Source organism: Shewanella pealeana ATCC 700345 (assembly GCF_000018285.1).
Classification (GTDB): Bacteria; Pseudomonadota; Gammaproteobacteria; order Enterobacterales; family Shewanellaceae; genus Shewanella; species Shewanella pealeana.
This window is the reverse complement of the sequence record NC_009901.1, coordinates 4,425,208-4,440,719: the sequence shown is the minus strand read 5'-3', so window position 1 is coordinate 4,440,719 and position 15,512 is coordinate 4,425,208. Positions and strand designations below refer to the sequence as shown.

16 protein-coding genes are annotated in these 15,512 nt (G+C 46.3%); 11 read left to right on the top strand and 5 right to left on the bottom strand.

Going from position 1 to position 15,512, the window contains the following annotated elements:
* Positions 1 to 233 precede the first annotated feature (233 nt).
* Positions 234 to 1,160 (top strand): transporter substrate-binding domain-containing protein, encoded by a 927-nt coding sequence (locus tag SPEA_RS19195; protein ID WP_012156845.1) that lies wholly within the window; start codon positions 234 to 236, stop codon positions 1,158 to 1,160.
* Positions 1,147 to 3,516, top strand: a complete 2,370-nt coding sequence (locus tag SPEA_RS19190) for a putative bifunctional diguanylate cyclase/phosphodiesterase (RefSeq protein WP_012156844.1) — start codon at positions 1,147 to 1,149, stop codon at positions 3,514 to 3,516. The genes SPEA_RS19195 and SPEA_RS19190 overlap by 14 nt, the downstream gene beginning before the upstream one ends.
* Positions 3,517 to 3,621: 105 nt before the next feature.
* On the opposite strand, the gene SPEA_RS19185 is transcribed toward SPEA_RS19190, so the two are convergent.
* Entirely contained in the window at positions 3,622 to 5,007 is a 1,386-nt protein-coding gene (locus tag SPEA_RS19185) for an aminotransferase class V-fold PLP-dependent enzyme (protein ID WP_012156843.1), read from the bottom strand.
* A 360-nt stretch (positions 5,008 to 5,367) separates the two neighbouring features.
* Here SPEA_RS19185 and SPEA_RS19180 point away from each other — a divergent pair, with 360 nt between their 5' ends.
* A complete protein-coding gene (locus SPEA_RS19180; protein WP_012156842.1) occupies positions 5,368 to 5,859 on the top strand; it encodes a peptidylprolyl isomerase in 492 nt (163 codons plus the stop codon).
* Between the two features lie 72 nt (positions 5,860 to 5,931).
* Here SPEA_RS19180 and SPEA_RS19175 read toward each other — a convergent pair whose 3' ends face one another.
* Positions 5,932 to 6,600, bottom strand: coding sequence for a YoaK family protein (locus tag SPEA_RS19175; protein ID WP_012156841.1), 669 nt, complete (start codon positions 6,598 to 6,600; stop codon positions 5,932 to 5,934).
* 184 nt (positions 6,601 to 6,784) lie between these two features.
* Positions 6,785 to 7,195 (bottom strand): nickel-responsive transcriptional regulator NikR, encoded by a 411-nt coding sequence (gene nikR / locus SPEA_RS19170; protein ID WP_012156840.1) that lies wholly within the window; start codon positions 7,193 to 7,195, stop codon positions 6,785 to 6,787.
* Positions 7,196 to 7,381: 186 nt separating this feature from the next.
* On the opposite strand from nikR, the gene SPEA_RS19165 reads away from it, so the two are divergent.
* The 8 genes from SPEA_RS19165 (at position 7,382) to SPEA_RS19130 (ending at position 13,507) form a co-directional block, all read left to right on the top strand.
* Positions 7,382 to 8,914: an ABC transporter substrate-binding protein gene (locus SPEA_RS19165; RefSeq protein WP_012156839.1), complete on the top strand. Its 1,533-nt coding sequence runs from the start codon at positions 7,382 to 7,384 to the stop codon at positions 8,912 to 8,914.
* Positions 8,911 to 9,888: an ABC transporter permease gene (locus SPEA_RS19160; RefSeq protein WP_012156838.1), complete on the top strand. Its 978-nt coding sequence runs from the start codon at positions 8,911 to 8,913 to the stop codon at positions 9,886 to 9,888. The genes SPEA_RS19165 and SPEA_RS19160 overlap by 4 nt, the downstream gene beginning before the upstream one ends.
* A complete protein-coding gene (locus tag SPEA_RS19155) occupies positions 9,878 to 10,711 on the top strand; it encodes an ABC transporter permease (protein ID WP_223296533.1) in 834 nt (277 codons plus the stop codon). The genes SPEA_RS19160 and SPEA_RS19155 overlap by 11 nt, the downstream gene beginning before the upstream one ends.
* On the top strand, positions 10,705 to 11,412 hold the full coding sequence (locus SPEA_RS19150; RefSeq protein WP_012156836.1) for an ATP-binding cassette domain-containing protein: 708 nt from the start codon (positions 10,705 to 10,707) through the stop codon (positions 11,410 to 11,412). Before SPEA_RS19155 ends, SPEA_RS19150 begins: the two co-directional genes overlap by 7 nt.
* Positions 11,396 to 11,992 carry an ATP-binding cassette domain-containing protein gene (locus tag SPEA_RS19145; protein ID WP_012156835.1) on the top strand — a complete coding sequence of 199 codons (597 nt, stop codon included), beginning with the start codon at positions 11,396 to 11,398 and terminating at the stop codon, positions 11,990 to 11,992. Before SPEA_RS19150 ends, SPEA_RS19145 begins: the two co-directional genes overlap by 17 nt.
* Positions 11,993 to 12,234: 242 nt before the next feature.
* Positions 12,235 to 12,525: a DUF134 domain-containing protein gene (locus SPEA_RS19140; protein WP_012156834.1), complete on the top strand. Its 291-nt coding sequence runs from the start codon at positions 12,235 to 12,237 to the stop codon at positions 12,523 to 12,525.
* Between the two features lie 2 nt (positions 12,526 to 12,527).
* Entirely contained in the window at positions 12,528 to 13,076 is a 549-nt protein-coding gene (locus SPEA_RS19135; RefSeq protein ID WP_012156833.1) for a NifB/NifX family molybdenum-iron cluster-binding protein, read from the top strand.
* Positions 13,077 to 13,183: 107 nt separating this feature from the next.
* Positions 13,184 to 13,507: a hypothetical protein gene (locus SPEA_RS19130; protein WP_012156832.1), complete on the top strand. Its 324-nt coding sequence runs from the start codon at positions 13,184 to 13,186 to the stop codon at positions 13,505 to 13,507.
* Positions 13,508 to 13,626: 119 nt separating this feature from the next.
* Here the strand turns inward: SPEA_RS19130 and SPEA_RS19125 are convergent, their stop codons facing one another.
* On the bottom strand, positions 13,627 to 13,836 hold the full coding sequence (locus tag SPEA_RS19125) for a TOBE domain-containing protein (RefSeq protein ID WP_012156831.1): 210 nt from the start codon (positions 13,834 to 13,836) through the stop codon (positions 13,627 to 13,629).
* Between the two features lie 304 nt (positions 13,837 to 14,140).
* Positions 14,141 to 15,277, bottom strand: a complete 1,137-nt coding sequence (gene rlmC, locus SPEA_RS19120; protein WP_041411099.1) for a 23S rRNA (uracil(747)-C(5))-methyltransferase RlmC — start codon at positions 15,275 to 15,277, stop codon at positions 14,141 to 14,143.
* Positions 15,278 to 15,512 lie beyond the last annotated feature (235 nt).

Sequence of the window (15,512 nt, the reverse complement as noted above, 5' to 3'; positions counted from 1 at the left end):
TTTGACATGTTTTAACGCTGTTTAATTGTGAATGCTAGCTTGTTAATTAGCATTTATCTGTTTGTTTTAAAATGCTAATTTCATATTCTCTATTGTAAGTGAATAAATACTATCACGATTGCTAAAATTGCTGCCTAGGTCGTGGATTTAACGTTGACTCAAGGTATACTCCGTGGACTCAAATTTTACCTAAGCGATGCTCAAGTCGTCAGGCTCTTATGAAGGTGTCTCAAATGAAATCAAGATTCATCATTCAGCTAGTCGTAATGTTGTTTTTAGGCTTATCAGCGAATCATGCTTTGGCGAGAGATTTAGCCGAGATTAAAGCTGAAGGAGTGTTACGTCATCTAGGTGTACCTTATGCAAACTTCGTTTCTCAGTATTCAGAAGGAAACAAGTTAACCCATAATGGCCTCGATATTGAGCTGATGCAAAACTTCGCCGATTATCTTGGTGTCGAATATGAGTTCGTACCAGCCAAGTGGAGCAATGTATTTGGTATGTTGACTGGGCGTAATGGCCAGTTTATTAATAACCAAGTGGTTTATGGCGAGCCGGAGCCTATTGTGGGGGATGTGATAGCCAACGGCTTAACCATTTTAGATTGGCGCGAAGAGTTAGTCGATTTCTCCGATGACTACTTCCCGTCTGCGGTATGGCTCGTTGCGCGCACCAGTTCCGAACTTAATCCTATCAAGCCAACTGGCTCTACTTCGGGCGATGTTGCTCAGGTAAAAGAGTTGCTGAAACAGCGTGATATTCTGGCGATGAAGCAGTCCTGCCTCGACCCCGATCTATACAATCTTTATGCGACTCAGGCTAATGTGATTCTGCCCGTGAAACAATTGCAGCTCAATGAGATGGTGCCTTTCTTACTCAGCATCGAGGCCGAAGCGACCTTATTAGATGTTGCCGACTCTCTGATAGCAATAGATAAATGGCCTAATGCAATCAAGATCATCGGTCCAATTTCTGAAGATCAGAGAATGGCCATAGGTTTTCGTAAAGACTCGCCACAGCTGAGGGAGGTCTTCAATGGCTACCTGAAGCAGATCCGCGCGGATGGTAGCTATAACAAGTTAGTGAAAAAGCATTACCCGACCGTTTTTCATTATTATCAAGATTATTTTGAACAAGCGGCAGCCGATGCTCACAAGTAACATGAAACACTTTAAATGGTTTAACAGCAAAACCGCGATCATCATTGCTGGCATCTTATTGAGCGGCTACTTAATTCTTATTTTGACTGTGACCAATTTAGGCCAGAGTCGCTTAAAAGAGTCACAAAATAGCGAGCTTAATTTAAGAGTCAGTAATTACACCGAAAACTTAAGTTTCTTCTTCGATGCCAGTGAAAAAAATATTGCCAACCTGAGTCAGAAGCGTGACGTTAATACCTATTTCTCAAATTTAGCGGCAGGTATGTCGCTGCAGTATGGACTCGGTTCGAGTCTATTTAGTCTTACTCAGATGATAGAAAACTTTACCCGATCAAACATGATGGATGGTCAGCAGATCTACACAAGAGTGATGATTGTCGGGATAGGGCAAACCGTTATTGTTAATACTCGACCAGAGGTGGCGTTTGATATTAACCAGCTCCCCCTGAAAGAGATGGAAACAAAAGACCATAAACTTCAGGTAGTTAAAGGCGTAGAAGGGACCGCCATTCAGTTACTGCAGACGATTTATCATCAGAATAAACCCGTTGCGATTCTAGTTGCCACCCTAAATACCGATCTGCTGATTAAACTTCTCTCGACGCAGGAGCATCTCGAGAGCGGCAGCTGCTTGACCTTGGTAACCCCCATCGGAGACATACTGGTTTGGAATTCATTGCAAGGTTGTGAAACTGAAACTGAAATTGGTAAGACTAGCTATTACGGCGATAATTCTAGGATCATCTATTTTGAGAAAAAGGTCGCGTCGACGCCGCTGGTGCTGGAGAGTTGGTTTAAGCCCGTTAGTGAGCAAGATATTTTCACCTCTGCGTGGTTTATAGCGGGGATCTCTCTTCTGGCGTTGCCAGTATTTCTGGGTTTGATCTACCTGATGCGAGTGAATAACGCCAACTTAGTGCTACAGACTCAGGTGGAGTTATCTTCAGAACAACAACAAAAACTGGCGATGCAAAACACTCAGCTGCATGAAGAGATTTCTAAGCGTAAGGAGTCTGAAAGTAAGCTGGAATATCAGGCGACTCATGATGAATTAACCAACTTAGCCAATCGCACCCATGGCATGGCTCGCTTGCAGGAGATGATTGGTCGTTCCCATGTGAAACAGACCCAAATTCTGTTGCTGTTTATCGATCTAGATAACTTTAAGCAGGTTAATGATACCGTGGGCCATCACGCTGGCGATCTGCTATTAAAGCAAGCCAGTAAGCGCCTACTAAAGTCTGTGCGTACCAGTGATATTGTCGCTCGCTTAGGTGGTGATGAGTTCTTGGTGATTGTGCCAGATATCCAGCATCAAGACTCTGCCAAGTTGGTAGCGAGTAGTATTTTATCTGTGTTTGAAAAGCCATTTCGAATTGAGCAGCAAGAATTTTTTGTCTCGGCCAGTATCGGTATGTCTGTTTACCCTAAAGATGGTACCAATGCTTCGACTCTGCTGAAACGCGCCGACACCGCGCTATACAGCGTTAAAGATATGGGCAGGAACGGTTTTAACTTTTACGATGAGCAGATGAACCTAGATGTGCAGCGTAGTTTTGCCCTCAATGTACGTTTACATCAGGCCGTGCAGCAAGGCGAATTAGAGATCTACTATCAACCGATCTTAGATCTGGTTAGTCGTAAGATCGTCGCTGCCGAAGCCCTTATGCGCTGGACCGATAGCGAGCTTGGTTTTGTTTCTCCAGAGGATTTCATTCCTTTGGCTGAGAAAAATGGCTTGATCCACCGACTCGGCGACATCGTCTTACTTGAGGCTTGTACTCAAGCTGCAGCTTGGCAGCAGATCAGCCCGATCAAGATCGCCATCAATTTCTCGAGTGTACAATTTAGGTATTGTGAGGCGTTGCAAGAGCGTATCGTCGATGTGTTGGTGCAAACGGGGCTTCCTGCTAGCCAGCTGGAAATGGAGGTGACCGAGAGTCTACTGATAGAGCAAGATAATGCCTTGATGAAGATGCTCGCTTATCTTAAGCAGCTCGGAGTAGGCCTATCTATCGATGATTTCGGTACCGGTTATTCGGCGTTAAGTTATCTGCAGAAATTCTCATTTACTAAGCTAAAAATTGATCGCGCCTTTATTAATAATATGACCGTTTGTTCATCGGATGCATCCTTGGTATCGGCGATACTGGCGATGGCTAAATCGTTAAAGCTTAAGGTGGTTGCTGAGGGAATTGAAAACGATGAGCAAGCGCTGTTTTTACAGCAGCACAATTGTGAATTTGGTCAGGGCTATCTGTTTAGTCGTCCTGTGCCGGCTGCAGAGTTTACTCAGCTATTAATTCGCGACCAGAATGAGGCCAGTTTTACAGAACAAATAGAACGAGCTGGTTAGTGATATTTGTAAGCATTTTTGCTCGATTTCAAGATAAAAAAACGGCCCAGGTTGTTATTTAAATCATAACAACTGGGCCGTTTCTATTGGTGCTTATTTTATGGCTTATCTCATTTCACGATGCAGTTGCTTCATCGCTTTGACTAGACCCTTAACATCATCTTCATCATGGAAAAGGTGAGTCGAAATGCGTAGAGAGTAAGTCTTAACCGTATCGTACTGATCTAAGTAGAAAGAGGTGGTTCTAACTATGTAGCCATACTCTTCATGTAAACGGTCGCGGAACTCTGTCAGTAGCTCGCCATCATTTAGATCGTCGAATGGGTTGAAGGTAGTTAGGCCGCTAGATAGCTCACGAATATTAGGAGCAAAGATCATCGCCTCAGGGAATTTCTTGGCTAGTTGTTTCTTACATAGTGCGCTTAAATCTAGAATGCGCTCTTCAATTGCATCACGACCAATCTCATCCCAAAGTGCGCAAGCATCTGCTAGAGCGCGTTTGGCTGGGTAGTTATCCTGGCCAACAGATTGCAGCTTAGTCTGTACTTCTGCAGCCGATGATGAGGTGTTGATAAACCATAGCGGTGTTTCGCGATCGCTCCAGAATTCGAATAGACGATTAGCGTTATCACGTACGTATAGGAAGCCTGTAGCACCAGGACCACATTGCCACTTGTGGCCTGCACCTGAGTAGAAGTCACAATCGATATCATGGAAATCTAGGTTGAACATACCGGGAGTATGCGCACCATCGACTAAGGTAATGATACCATTTGGAATGGCGACCTCTTGGCAGATACGCTTAGCTGGAAGCGTGGTACCAGTGGTGAACGTCACGTGAGAGAACACCATCAAGCGTACGCGATTGCCATATTGGCTTACCGCATCGTTAAAGACCTGCACGAAATCATCACTGCTTACTTCATTATTTGGCGTGTAAACAGGTAGAGCCAACTCGATCACTTCGGCGCCATAGCGCTGTGCTACATGCTTTAGTGGTGTAGTGACACCGTGGTGTTCGTGGTTAGTGGTTAAGATGATGTCGCCGTACTCAAACTGTAGGCCGTTGATAATGGTACATAAGCCATCGGTAGTGTTACGACATAGCACTAATTCGTGCTCATCGGCACCGAAGCTTGGAGCTATCTGCTTGGCATAATCTAAAGTTGGAATATTGCTGTTCCAAGGATTAATAGAGATCTGTTCATTGGTGCGGTTATAGTCTTTTAAGACACGCTTTGGCATGGTGCCAGCAGTACCAATGTTCATGTAGGTAGTGCGCTTGTTTAGGATAAATTCATTGCGAACCTTGTTCCAGAAGCCCTGGCCAGAGCCATGACCATGGAAAGGCTCAATATGATTGTCACTGCTCGCATGTGCAGTGGCTGGCAGTAAACTTGTTCCGACAGCAGCAAGTGCAACGCCAGTGGTTGTCTTTAAAAAGCCTCGACGTCCAGCGTTAGCCAAGTTGGCTTCAGGTTTGTGGTTCATTGTTTTTCCTTGTTATTTTTTATGTTTTTAAATAATGATTTATATTTATTATTTTATATTTTTGTTTGTTGGTGGTTAAAGCGGTTTGCTAGGTTTGATTTTATCGGTTTATCTTGGATTATAACGTGATTATCACCACACTTGAGTTTGGTGGTTTCTGACAAAAATCCTTATTTATCAACGCTAGAGTCATTTTTTTGACGTTTAATGTGTATTTTTCGTGTTATCTGTTTATATGGCTTTGAAATAGGGTTTTAGTGTCTAAGAAACTAGCGGGTGAGCTAACAATATATTTTCCTCTTAACTAAGAGTAAAATGTTGCCTTGGCCGCATTAAGCGCATGATGAGAGTGTGAGTACTATGATTATTTTTACTACCAATTTAGGTGATATCGAGATTGAACTCGATCTGGAAAAGGCGCCAGTTAGCGCTAAGAACTTTATCAAGTACTGCCAAGATGGCTTTTTTGAGGGCACGATTTTTCATCGCGTCATAAAAGGTTTTATGATCCAAGGTGGCGGTTTTACTGCTGAGATGGAAGAGAAGCCGACTCGAGCGGCTATCGTTAACGAAGCTAATCGAGGCCTTAAGAATGTGCGTGGCAGTATCGCCATGGCGCGCACCGATGCGCCGCATTCTGCTACCGGGCAATTTTTTATCAACTTAGCCGACAATAACTTTTTAGATCATACCGCAACGACCAATGCGGGCTGGGGTTATGCGGTATTTGGTCAAGTCACTAAAGGTATGGATGTGGTCACTAAGATTGGCCGCGCGAAAACGACCTCTAAAGGCGACCATGATGATGTACCAAGAGAAACTATCATCATCGAAAAAGTCACCATCTGTTAGTCGATAGAGTGGCTTATCTTAGATATTTAAAAAGCGCTTTAGGCGCTTTTTTAGTATCTATTGATAATGATTTTAGGGCTTCGGGCGATTTAATGCTTTATAAAATCGGTAGCTCATCGCCAGTGCTATACAGATGGCGGCGGGGGCGAGTAGGGCAAAGAATTGCAGCTTAGCAAACAGGTAAGCACCTAAGGCGCCGCCAGAGATAAAACCTGCGATGATAAGCATAAACAGTACGGCCTTACGCTTATCAAATTTTTCCCCCTTCAAGATACCACCTAACATGATACCTAAGTCAGTGAAAATGCCGGTAACGTGGGTAGTACGTACGATAGCGCCGCTATAGGTGGTTGCCAGTGCGTTTTGCAAGCCGCAAGCCGCCGATGCCATGTAGTGACCATAGTAGGTGCCATCTTGCAGCAGATCGATGGCAAACAGCAACAAGCCCGCCTCGATAAGCAGCAAGGTGTCGTAATGGCGCCCTAGCTTGAGGCTACTGCCTGATAGAAAGGCGCCAGAAATCGTGGCACCAAACATAAAGCTGACTAAGATCCCCATAAGATGAAACAGAACAGTGGGTGAGGAACTTAAAAGCTGAGTGCCGACTAAGGTTGCCGTGCCTGAGAGGTGAGAGACTGATTGATGCTCAAAGCCTAGCAAGCCGATTGCATTCACGCTACCCGCCGTAAAAGCCAGAATAAACGCGCCATACTCAACCCATTTAGGAAGTCTAGAAATCACTGTATTGCCTTAGTTGCACCCAATAGAAAGCGATACTTACTAGGTGTGAAGTATGCGGGCTATTGAGCTATGGGTAATGTGAAACCCGCCAGTTGTAGGCTGTTGGATTAAGGTCCATATTTTGCCAATGTCCAACATACTAAACTGCCGTGTCGATCGCAAAAGTAGCGGGATTTTCGTTAGACTATACCACTCCCGCGCGGCTTAAGCGTGCGACCTTGACTCCTTTCAGTGCCGCTATTCGATTCACAATGGCGTTAAGCTCGACCGCTTGCCCCTTGATGATAATGGTCTCTAGGCAGTTATGGTGGTCGACATGTACATGGGTGCTACACAAGACATGTACTAAATGGTTATGCTGGATATCGATCAGTTTCTCACTCAGGCCGCGTTGATGGTGATCGAAGATGAGTGTCAGTACCCCGACCACATCCTCTTTACTCTCGTTCCATTGCTTATCGACTAAGCGGTCTCTGAACAGGTCGCGAATATACTCAGAGCGGGATTGATAGCCTCGTTGTAATAGATCTTGTTCAATCTCATCAAATTGAGACTTTGGCATAGAAACAGTGAAGCGAATCGTGTCGTTAGACATAGGGTAAATTCCTAAAAACTTAATTACTTTGAGTATCTTATAGATGTAATCAAGATGCACTGTTTGAAAACTGATCTAGGTCAACGATGCTGTATTTAGTTTTGTTGAGGAGCTGTTTTACTAAACAATTGGGTGTAGTGTGACGATTCTAAAAATAGTATTACTCAATGGATTGTTGGTGAACTTGTGAAGTCGTTAATCCTATTCATTCTATCTATCTCTTTATTGCCCCTACCGAGTGTTGCCAGCACAGATAAAGTGCTGACACTTGCCTTAGGCGCCGAGCCTGAAACGGGTTTCGATCCTATTTATGGCTGGGGTAAATATAATCGACCATTGTTTCAGTCGACCCTGATAAAACGCGATAACGCCTTAGCCTTGGTGAGCGATCTTGCGCTGCGATGGCGCCTCAGTGATGATCGCCTTGTCTGGTCTGTCGATCTTCGCCAAGGAGTTAAGTTTAATGACGGCACTGGGTTAACCGCAAGCGACGTGAAATTTAGCTTCGATACTGCCAAGCAAAGTGCCTCGTTGCATGACTTAACTCAGCTCGAACGGGTTGAGATCAAGGGGGACTACAGTGTTGAGTTCTATCTTAAACAGGCCGACATTACCTTTATTGATAACTTGGTTAATTTAGCTATCGTTCCCAAGGCGAGCTATGGCGCTCAATATGGCCTAAAGCCTATTGGTTCAGGGCCGCTAGCGTTTGTGCGCTGGGATAGAAACCAGCAGCTTATCATGGAGCCGAACCCTTACTATTACGGACAAAAGCCTGAGTTTTCTAAGGTCATAGTGACCTTTAGTGATGAGGATAGCCGTTATGCAAGGTTGCGTTCTGGCCAGTTAGATCTTGCTGCGATCGCACCGCGTTACGCCAAGATATTACCGCCGGGCTACAAGCTGTGGAGCATAGATAGCGTCGATAACCGTGGTATCGCTTGGCCCATGGTGGCAACTCAAGCAGATAACATAGGCAACGATGTCACATCCGATGCGGCGATCCGTCAAGCTGTGGATATGGCTGTCGATCGTGATGTGTTGGTGCAGCAGTTGCTCGACGGTTTTGCCACTCCAGCCTATTCGATAGCCGATGGTTTACCTTGGGGGCCTGCACAGACACAATCGAGCCAACCAGATCTCGCTGCGGCTAAGCGGCTACTCGAACAAAACGGTTGGCAGGTTAAACAAGGGCGACGTTATCGTGATGGGGTGGCGGCCAGCATGACCCTCTATTACCTCGCGGGTGACACTGTGCGTCAACAGCTGGCGCTGGCGGTCGCGCAGATGGTTAAGCCGTTAGGCATAGAGATAAAACCTGAAGGTAAGAGCTGGGAAGCGATCTATCTACAGATGCATCGCCAGCCGGTACTGTTAGGCTTTGGTAGCCACAGTGCCACCGAGGTCAGGGCTGTTTATCATAGTGCGAGTCGGGGCAAAGGCTATTTCAACTCGGGTTACTATAGCAACCCAGAGGTCGATAGGGCACTAGATAGCGCTCAGGCGGCAGCGTCATGGTCTGAATCATTACCCTATTGGCAACAGGCACAAGCCTTGATCGCGGCAGATCGCCCTTGGACTTGGTTAGTCAATTTAAAGCACCTCTATGCGGCGAATGAATGCCTAGATCTTGCCAAACCAGGCATCGAGGCCCACGGACATGGTTGGCCGCTTGCCAATAATATCGAGCAGTGGCGTTGGCAGTGTCCGAGTCGATGAGCAACTTATCCTCCTCGATATTGCACACCGGCCTGCGTTTGCTGTTGCTGCTCTTTCTCGTTGTCGTGTTTGCCTATGTTTTGCTAAGTTGGTCGCCACTGGATCCGATTAATGCCTATCTTGGCGGCAATGTTTTTGCCGTCTCAGAAGCGCAAAAATCCCTGTTAGTGAGCCAGTTGGCGTTGGATCAAAGTGTCGGTGAGCGTTTGATGCATTGGCTTTCGGGTTTAATGCAGGGGGAGCTTGGTTACTCAAGCCTCTATCAGCAACCCGTGTCGAGTGTGATTGCAGAGCAGTTACCGTTATCACTGCTATTGATTGGCTTAAGCTGGATCTGCTCATTAGTTTTCGGCTATCTGCTTGGCTTAGTCGCGGCTATTTATCGCGGCGGTTGGTTAGATCGCATCATTCAAAAGCTGGCATGGTTGATGGTCTGTATGCCGTCGTTCTGGCTAGCTATGCTGCTTATCAGCCTATTTTCAATCGGCCTTAGCCTGACACCCGTTTGCTGTGCCGCCCCGATCGGCATGACCTTTATGGATCAGTCGTTAGGCAGCATGGTGCTACACCTGATGTTGCCCGTCGCGACATTGACCCTTGTGAGCATGGCGCCGATCATGCTGCATACTCGGGAGAAGGTGATCGATGTATTGCAGTCAGATTATGTGCAGTACTCCTTAGCCCATGGCGATAGCTTATCTAGAGTGGTGTTGTTTCATGTGATCCGCAATAGTCTGCTGCCTGCGATTATCTTGCAGTTTGCCACCATCGCTGAGTTGTTTGGCGGCTCCTTGATTGCCGAGACGGTATTTAGCTTTCCAGGGCTCGGGGCTGGTATTGTGAAAGCGGGATTGGCTAGCGATACGGCTTTATTAATGGGCTGCACGTTAATATCTGCGCTATTGGTATTTAGTGGCAACCTGATCGCTAACCTACTGTCAGGTTATTTTATGCTAGAGGCTAATGATGTATAAAGCCCTACGCCAACCGAGTTTTATCTTGGCTAGTCTCAGCTTGTTAAGCTTAGTGATATTAGCCTTTTTCTGGCCTTGGTTGGGGGATGAACTCAACCTTCTCAATAAATACCAGGCTCCCTCGATAGCTTACCCCTTTGGCACTGACTGGCTAGGGCGAGATCTGTTTAGCCGCAGCTTACAGGCACTGGCGCAGAGCATTTATGTGGGGGGCCTTGCCGTGCTGATGAGTAGCCTTTTGTCACTGGCAATGGCGATGTTTGCCATGTTGCACCCCTATTGCCGTTGGGTGGTCGACTTGCTGGTGGATCTGTTTATGTCGCTGCCGCACCTGCTGCTACTGATCTTATTTTCGCTAGTGTTTGGTGGTGCAGAGGGGGGCTTAGTGATCGCCATTGCCCTGAGCCACTGGCCAAAGCTCACGCGGCTGCTGCGTTTCGAGATGCAGCAAGTGCAATCGACCCCCTACTACCGCCTCGCTGAGCAGTTTGGCTGCAAGCCATGGCAGCGACTACGAACACATATGCTGCCGCATATTCTGCCTCAATGGTGGATTGGCGGCTTACTGTTATTTCCCCATGCATTGACTCATATGGCAGCCTTAACCTTTTTAGGCTTTGGGTTAAATCCTGATAATCCCTCTATGGGGGCGCTGTTAGCGCAGGCCAGCCAGTATGTGTTAACTGGTCATTGGTGGCTGGGTGTATGCCCGGGGCTAATGCTACTCGTTTGCTTATTGCTGCTGTCTTTTATTGCCCAGCGTTTGTTAGTCGCGCTGCGCCAGGGGCCGCAGACTCATGTTAAAGGAGAGGCGTCATGCTGACCGTCGATAGACTCAGTATTGCATCGAACGATATCTGTTTATTATCCCCCTTGAGCTTCTCGGTCGCTAAGGGCGAAGTGCTTGGGGTGGTGGGCGCCAGTGGCAGCGGCAAGAGCCTGCTGGCACAAGCGTTATTAGGGCAAGTGCCAAGTGGATTTAATTTAACGGGGCAAGTGTTGCACAAGAGCGGGGACAGACGAGTATTGGCGGCGCAGTCGGCGTCAGTACTCGATCCCTTAAGGCGGATCTCCTCCCAGCTAAGTTACGTCTTAAGTCGAGTGCCTATAGGGGCGACACGCAAAAAGCCCTTTGCGTTGGCAGCCGATATTACTCGTTGCTATCGGCATCAACTATCAGGGGGCATGGCTAAGCGTGCACTGCTGGCCCAGGCTTGCTGGCAGGCCAGTGAAATAATGATCGCCGATGAGCCTTGTTGTGGTCTTGATACACCTGCGGCCGCAGGGATCTACCAACATCTAAGTCACTTAGCACGTAATGAAAGGGTTGCTGTGATGGTGATTAGTCATAACTTAAGGCAGCTTCTTACTGTGGCGGATCGCATCTTAGTGCTGAGAGAAGGCAAATTGGTTGAGATAACGACTAGTGCCAATATCCGCAGCGGAGCGTGCCATAGCTATACAAGAAGCTTATGGGCGGCGCTGCCGGAGCATTGGGGAGTAACAGATGCTAACGCTGCGTAATGCTTGTTTACGGCGCGGGGAGCAAAAGATCGCATTTCCCGATCTCAGCTTACAGTCTGGAGAAGTGCTGGGTCTATCGGGCCCTAGCGGAGTGGGTAAGTCATCGTTAGCGAGTGTACTTGCGGGTATGGTTAAGGCCGATGCCGAGCGCCTAGAACTGCCTACAATCTTGCCTAACCAAGCTAACCCGGTGCAATGGCTTATTCAGCAGAGTGAGTTTGCCTTTAATCCACGGCTAACATTAAAGGCATCGCTCAACGAGAGCTGGAGAGGTGATGGTTATCTAGCTTTGTTGCAAGAATATGGTCTAGAGCAGAGCTGGTTAACGAGACGCCCGAATCAGTTATCTGGTGGGCAGTTGCAGCGATTTAACTTGATTAGGGCGCTAGTGCCGACCACTGAGTATTTGATCTGTGATGAAGTGACCGCTCATCTGGACATGGTGACTCAAGCCCAATTCTGGCAACAGCTTCTAGCGAGTGCCAAGCGTCGCAACTTAGCTCTCTTGGTGATCTCCCACGACGAGTACCTGCTCAACGCTATTTGTCATCGAGTCATCGAGTGGCCGTGTACTCGCTAATCATTTAATCATCTTATGCCTTATGTAGCCGATGTTTATATAACAAGCAATTATTTAGGCTTGGTGAATATTTTTGAGTGTGATTCCCACCTCAGTTTGCAGCGAATACATACTCAATAATACTAGTTACTGGCGTAGGCCAATAACTAGTATTGCAGTCATTCGCTGCATAACAATGTGAAAGCGCAAGCCATAGCTTATATCGAGTTAATTCCAACAAAATAGTCAGGGAACAGCTGCTAATGTCTAGACCCAAGAAGTGCCGCCATCTAAGCTGCTGCGTGCCCTATAGCTTATTCAAACCCAATGGCATTCCATCGACTCAGCTTGAGAAGATTCAATTAGAAGCTGATGAGTTTGAAGCGCTGAATCTTGGGGATGTACAAAAGATGAGTCAACTGGATGCTGCAGCATTAATGGGGATCTCTCGGCAAACCTTTGGTTATTTATTGGCGAGTGCTCGTAAAAAAGTGGCAACGGCTGTCACCCAAGGTCAAGCGCTTTTACTTCCCCAAATTGCGAACAAGGATTAATCATGGTCATTGCTATTCCGATGAGTCGAGATCGTTTGGCGACTCACTTTACTAAAGCTCCACAGATAAGCTTTTATGATGAGCATCAGCAACTCATTGCTAGTTATGATAATCCAGCCATGAGCGGTGGATGTAGCGCCAAAAAGGCGATGTTGAATCTTATCATCGACCATAAAACCGATATCGTCGTGGTGCAGCATATTGGCGAGCGCATGCTAGGAAAGCTGCTCGATGCAGGCATTAGCGTGAGTCAGGCGGATAATACTTTGGGCTTGGACGAATTGCTCTGCAGGGCAAAAGATCTGAATCACCGTTTGGTGGATGCGAGCCAAGGTCGTGCCTCGTTAAACCATGAGAAAAAGGGTGGCTGCTGTGGTGGTTCGAGTGGTGGCTGTGGTTGCAGTAGTGGCTCTTCTAGTGGCTCTTCTAGTGGCTGTGGTTGCAGTGGTAAAGCGGCATCGAGCAACATCTTAGATCCTAGGTTAGTTAAGATGTCTCCGACTCAGTTGTCAGGCGAAGTGCAATACGCCAGCTTTAGAAGCATTAAATAGTAAAAACAGTCAAAGGAGCTGAGGAAGTCGTGCGATAACCAATGTCGGCTTTACATCTGTCGAAAAATATCCGATGTTAGAAGAGTATTTCGTCAAGGGAGGACGTTATGGCTGTACTGGCATTAGGTTTTATGATTATGTTTCTGGGATTAGCCTTTATGGGCTTGCCAGAGCTTAACCGAGTGTTAAAGCTGCATGATAGAGCGCTATGGGATTCTTTGCAGGGATCTAAAGCTAGTTTTATCTCCTCTTTTGATCGTATGACGCTATTTAGCTGGACGCTGAGCCGAGGGTTTGAAAACTCTGAGAACATAGATATTCAGTACGCTGGTTTGCTGGCCTATAAACGTGCTACCCGGGTAAAGTACATCATCTTAGCGGGGATCTCTCTGATTATCATAGGTTCGATTAGTGCGCTGACAGGCCTGTAATATAAATTCGTCTCTAATATCTATTGGCCTCTAATACCTTAAATCACAGAAAACAAAAAAGCCGCCAACACTCATGTGTTGGCGGCTTTCTATTAAGCATTTGCTTATGTTGACTAGTATTAGTCTACTGCAACCATTACGTTGCTTGCTTTGATGATAGCGTAAGCTGAACCACCAACAACTAGACCTAGTTGCTCGCAAGACTTCTTAGTTACAACTGAAGTGATTTCAACACCTGGTGCTAGTTCGATAACAACTTCGTTGTTTACAGAACCTTCTTCGATTGACTTGATAGTGCCGTTTAGGGTGTTGCGTGCGCTGATTTTCATGAGTATATCCTTAATAATAAAGACATTATTATAAGGAGCTTCAAGGCGTAATGATATTCATATTGGACAATATGACGCGTTATCTTGGGTTGAGTCACATTTGCCGGTTTGAAGATGGGATTGTTGTGAACTGGATCATGTTTTGCGGGTGGTTTATTGTATCATACTAATTTATAAAGGATTAATGTAAGTGATACTTGAATTTTTGTTGTTTGAAAATCGAGCGAAGAAAAGAAGAAGTAGGCTTAGCTTCAAAATGAACTAAGCCTGAGTGCTATTGACATTACAAGGAGATAATCAGAAGTTAACTAGGCTTAACTAGCATTACTAAGACTTCGAAGTGATCCGTGTGCGGGAACATATCGAATAGCTGTACCTTTTGAATATGGTAGCCCTGAATATTGGCTAAATCTTTAGCTAAGGTGTGTGGGTTACAGCTTGAGTACAAGATGGCTTTAGGAGCAAAATCTGACAGTGACTGACACAAGCTTTCACCTATGCCACGTCTTGGCGGATTAACTATGACCACATCTGGCTTGTCAGTGGCATCACAACCTTGTGCAAAACCGGTCGAATCAAGCGCGGTGAAATCCACTTGAGTTAATCCCATGGTTTCTGCAGATATTTTGGCGCAGGCAATAGCCTCGCTTGAGATTTCAATGCCAGTCAATGGAATCGTTTTTGACGCGCAGTGCAGACCAAAGCCACCCACACCACAGAAAAGATCCCACAATGAGCTAGGTTTTAGCTCGGCAACCCACTCGCGAGCAGTTTGGTAAAGTTTGGCTGCAATTTGTGGATGAGTCTGAAAGAAACTTTTTGGGCGAATAAACAGTGGCACATCGTTAAATTGCTCAGACAAGCGGGTCTCTTCGGTTAAGAAGATCTCCTCTTCACCTTCGAGAATGGCCATATGCACAGGCTGAATGTTTACCGACACCACTTTGATCTGCGGGTACTCGCTTAATAGCTTTGGTAGCTCGCGTTCAATACGCTCGATAGACTTGTGAGACTTGAGTACAAAGCGCAGTAGGTATTCGCCTTTGATTTGACTGCGGGTCAGCAAAATAAACTTAAGCTCACCTTTTGCTTTGTCGACATTATAAGGTGGTATGCCTGCTTGGCGCACAAACTGTTCTAAGCGATGCAGCAACAGCTGCATATCCTCTGGGTACAAGTTGCAATCACATAAGCTTACTGGCTCACCTGTCGGGGTCACGATCCCAAGGATTGGCTGATGGGCCGCGCCGAGTACGACCATTTTAGCTTTATTACGAAAACCACTGTCTGGGCCAAATACTGGCTCGTGCCACTGCTCAACTTCGAAGTCACTCAGAAGTTGGCTTAGCACCTGCGACTTAGCTGCGACTTGCACTGACATGGATTGTTTAATATGGCGGCAAGAAAGACACTGCTGCTGATCAAAGTGGGCACATTTCACTGATTGGGTTCTCTAAAGCGTTGGGACGACAATTTTGCTGACTAATTTTGCTGACTAATTTTGCTAGCTATGGCTAGCAAGGGGGTCGGCTAACTATGATGGTTATCTATCATGGAAAACCATACAGGCTGTATTTTAGTGCTTTTTCACTAAAAAATCGCCCCCTGTAGTACGTGGGGATTTTTTGACATAGCGATAGATAGCAAAAGCGCAGCTTTCGCTGCGCTTTGTGTAT

Coding starts and splice junctions, on each gene's coding strand:
- nikR (WP_012156840.1), bottom strand. CDS start 7,195: ATGTCTAACGACACGATTCGCTTCACTGTTTCTATGCCAAAGTCTCAA.
- SPEA_RS19180 (WP_012156842.1), top strand. CDS start 5,368: ATGATTATTTTTACTACCAATTTAGGTGATATCGAGATTGAACTCGAT.
- SPEA_RS19130 (WP_012156832.1), top strand. CDS start 13,184: ATGGCTGTACTGGCATTAGGTTTTATGATTATGTTTCTGGGATTAGCC.
- SPEA_RS19150 (WP_012156836.1), top strand. CDS start 10,705: ATGCTGACCGTCGATAGACTCAGTATTGCATCGAACGATATCTGTTTA.
- SPEA_RS19160 (WP_012156838.1), top strand. CDS start 8,911: ATGAGCAACTTATCCTCCTCGATATTGCACACCGGCCTGCGTTTGCTG.
- SPEA_RS19185 (WP_012156843.1), bottom strand. CDS start 5,007: ATGAACCACAAACCTGAAGCCAACTTGGCTAACGCTGGACGTCGAGGC.
- SPEA_RS19125 (WP_012156831.1), bottom strand. CDS start 13,836: ATGAAAATCAGCGCACGCAACACCCTAAACGGCACTATCAAGTCAATC.
- SPEA_RS19135 (WP_012156833.1), top strand. CDS start 12,528: ATGGTCATTGCTATTCCGATGAGTCGAGATCGTTTGGCGACTCACTTT.
- SPEA_RS19140 (WP_012156834.1), top strand. CDS start 12,235: ATGTCTAGACCCAAGAAGTGCCGCCATCTAAGCTGCTGCGTGCCCTAT.
- SPEA_RS19155 (WP_223296533.1), top strand. CDS start 9,878: ATGATGTATAAAGCCCTACGCCAACCGAGTTTTATCTTGGCTAGTCTC.
- SPEA_RS19190 (WP_012156844.1), top strand. CDS start 1,147: ATGCTCACAAGTAACATGAAACACTTTAAATGGTTTAACAGCAAAACC.
- SPEA_RS19145 (WP_012156835.1), top strand. CDS start 11,396: ATGCTAACGCTGCGTAATGCTTGTTTACGGCGCGGGGAGCAAAAGATC.
- SPEA_RS19195 (WP_012156845.1), top strand. CDS start 234: ATGAAATCAAGATTCATCATTCAGCTAGTCGTAATGTTGTTTTTAGGC.